The sequence below is a fragment of the Lapillicoccus sp. genome, assembly GCF_025353065.1.
In the GTDB taxonomy this organism is placed as follows: Bacteria; Actinomycetota; Actinomycetes; order Actinomycetales; family Dermatophilaceae; genus Lapillicoccus.
Genome location: NZ_JANXRJ010000283.1, coordinates 1 through 2,572 on the forward strand (window position 1 = coordinate 1; position 2,572 = coordinate 2,572).

The window sequence follows — 2,572 nt, forward strand, 5'->3', positions numbered from 1 at the left end:
AACAACTCCTCGACGACGGCCCCGATCCGAGCCGGACAGCGTTTTCCGACTTGAACATGCTCGTCGCCCCCGGCGGTCAGGAACGCACCACCGACGAGTACCGCGCCCTGCTCGCCCACGCCGGATTCCGGCTCGAAAGGACCATACCCACCGGAACCGACGTGTTCGTTCTCGAAGCCATACCGACCTGACGGGTTGCCATCACCGATGGAGGATCCCCTCGCGGGCGCCACGACAACCGAGGAACGATAGCCGCCCAATGGCGGGCTACACTCCAGCGGACACGCCGACGACCACCAGCCGCCTTTCTACCTGGATGTCGCCGCCGACAAGAAGCGACACGGCCGTGAGAGCGATGACATTTTCAGTGAGAACCTTCACAGCATTTCAGGCGATGTGTCGGAGGGCGGAGACGCCACCGGCGGTGAAGCCGCTGAGGGTCACGACCTTGACCACGTCCCCGGTCTGGGGTGCCTCGACGACCAGGCCGAGGCCGATGTACATGCCGACGTGCCCGGGGAGGGCGAGGCTGCCGTCACTGCCGGGGGTTAGGACGAGGTCGCCAGGAAGGAGGTGGGCGGGGTCCGTCGGTGTGCCGTCGTGGAGTTGGGTGTAGGTGGTGCGGCTGATCGCCATGCCGGTTTGAGCCCAGGCGCTCTGCGTGAGCCCGGAGCAGTCGAATGCCGCCGGGCCGGTGGCGCCCCACTGGTAGGGCTTGCCGAGCTGGGCCAATGCGTAGGACACCGCGATCCGGGCCCCTGGGCTGGTCTCAGTCGGGATCGCGTACGTCGCGGGGAGTCCGTGCGACCCTGGGCTCGCTGGCACGATTGGCCCCGCGCTGGCACCGCAGTCGAGTCGTGCCGCGTCAGCGGAGACAACCCCAAGAATCTCGACGGCAAGGGGCTGCTGCGCAGCGTAGTTGGCTCCCACGACGGACGACCCGCCGTTCGCTGCGCTGGGGGTCCCGTTAAAGGCTGAGCGTTGGACGAGCTGGGCGGCAACGGCAGGAGGGTGGCTCTGCCAGTGCGGCAGCGCCAGCAGCGCATCGACGAACAGGTCGGTCGAGGCGCTCGGGTCCATCCGTTGGGCCGCGCTGCCCCAGCTGGGCCGCTGCTGAAAGATCCCGAGGGAGTCGTGGTCGTGGCCCACGCCGTCGTGGGGGTATGCCGCGCCGCTGGGGTCGTCAGGGTTGGCCAGTACGCGCATCCCGGACTCGGCAAGGCCGACCATGAGGGCTACCAGGGCCGCGGCCGGACCGCCTCGCGCGGACGCAGTGGCCGCGACGATCCGCGCGTTCGTGGCCTGTGCGGGTGAAAGCCCCGACACCGGTCCGGTGGTGACGCAGATCGGACCGGGCGGCGGCGTGTCGGTGCCCAGCGTCGAGGCGGCTGCCGACCCGACGATGAGAAGGAGGGCGGCGAGCGAGGCGCCGACAACTGTCACCACGGGCTTGGCGGTCATGGACAGAGTAGGAGCCGCTCGGGGCACGATTGGGTTCAGGCGTTGCGATGTCGTGCCCCCGCGCGACAGTGTTGCCATGGACAGCAAGGTGAGGGAGAGACGGGTGCGGCTGCGCAAGCACATCGACGCACCGCCGGCAATCGGGCCGGCGGAGGCCGGTGATGCGCGCGCGTTGGCTCTCGAGCTGGCCGGTCTGCAGTCAGAGCGACCCATCGACCCGATGTCCCTGGGTGTGGTGCTGGAACCGGGAGAGGTGCTGTGGCGCGCGTCGATGTCGTGGCTGCGCGTCCGGATTGACGGCTTGTGGAGCGAGGCCTCGTGGTCGCAGGTCCTGATCACGGAGCGGCGACTGCTGGTGCGGCTCGCCTCGAATGACCTGGTCTCTCTGTGGTGGGGGTCGATGGTCGGCTTCGAGGTCGACCTGCACGCCGGGCATGTGGTTCTCGACTTCGGTGACGGCCGGACCCGGCTGCTCTCAGGGCCAGCGGTCGCGGTGGTGGCGGTTGCGGGCGTCGCGCAGCTCTACGGCATACCGGCCTTGGTGACGCATCCGAGCCTCGCACCGCTCAGGGCTTGACCACCGCACGCTCCCGGCGTGGCTCTGGTTGCTCGCCCCGGATGCGCACCAGCTGCCGGCGCGCATACTGCCGCTGACGGGCATCCAAGTCGACGTCCAGGGCATACAGCCGCAGGAGCCCGGGCCACCACGACCCTGACCCGGCGATGAGCCGATGCACGGCCCGCAACTGGGCGGGAGCGTAGCCGAGCTGGTGAAGCATGCGCCTGGTCACCAGGCGCGAGTTGCCGCCCGCACGCTTGCTCGTGATCGTGACCAACGGGTCAATCGCGCCCCGACGTCGCGCAGCCTCGAGCCGGCTAACGAAGACCTCGAAGGCTCCGGTCAGCTCCATCGCGTTGATGTCGTCAGCTGTGAGTCCTAGCTGATGAGCGGCCCACTGAGTGAACGGCGCTCGGCTCATGAGGCGGCGTCTACGTCGAGACAGGTCCAGCGGACGGGGTCGCCGGGGGAAACCTGCGTCAACCCGTGTAGGAGGTCGGCCTGCTGGCATCGGGCCGAACCCTTGGCTCCGCGGGTGGCGACGCCACGCAG

At 69.1% G+C, this 2,572-nt stretch carries 4 protein-coding genes; 2 read left to right on the forward strand and 2 right to left on the reverse strand.

Annotated elements, in window-relative coordinates; all coding sequences use genetic code 11:
- On the forward strand, nucleotides 1–191 hold a 191-nt coding region (locus Q0R63_RS20660; protein WP_295701679.1), incomplete at its 5' end, for a methyltransferase.
- Nucleotides 192–387: 196 nt separating this feature from the next.
- On the opposite strand, the gene Q0R63_RS20665 is transcribed toward Q0R63_RS20660, so the two are convergent.
- The gene (locus tag Q0R63_RS20665; RefSeq protein WP_295701682.1) at nucleotides 388–1,461 is read right to left on the reverse strand and encodes a C40 family peptidase; all 1,074 of its coding nucleotides are present in this window, start codon (nucleotides 1,459–1,461) and stop codon (nucleotides 388–390) included.
- A 52-nt stretch (nucleotides 1,462–1,513) separates the two neighbouring features.
- Here Q0R63_RS20665 and Q0R63_RS20670 point away from each other — a divergent pair, with 52 nt between their 5' ends.
- Nucleotides 1,514–2,038: a hypothetical protein gene (locus Q0R63_RS20670; RefSeq protein ID WP_295701684.1), complete on the forward strand. Its 525-nt coding sequence runs from the start codon at nucleotides 1,514–1,516 to the stop codon at nucleotides 2,036–2,038.
- Here Q0R63_RS20670 and Q0R63_RS20675 read toward each other — a convergent pair.
- Entirely contained in the window at nucleotides 2,028–2,441 is a 414-nt protein-coding gene (locus Q0R63_RS20675; RefSeq protein ID WP_295701686.1) for a hypothetical protein, read from the reverse strand. The two genes, Q0R63_RS20670 and Q0R63_RS20675, sit on opposite strands and share 11 nt — an antisense overlap.
- Nucleotides 2,442–2,572 lie beyond the last annotated feature (131 nt).

Excerpts from the sequence above, each read along its gene's own strand:
- Q0R63_RS20665 (WP_295701682.1), bottom strand. The coding sequence starts at position 1,461 with ATGACCGCCAAGCCCGTGGTGACAGTTGTCGGCGCCTCGCTCGCCGCC.
- Q0R63_RS20675 (WP_295701686.1), bottom strand. The coding sequence starts at position 2,441 with ATGAGCCGAGCGCCGTTCACTCAGTGGGCCGCTCATCAGCTAGGACTC.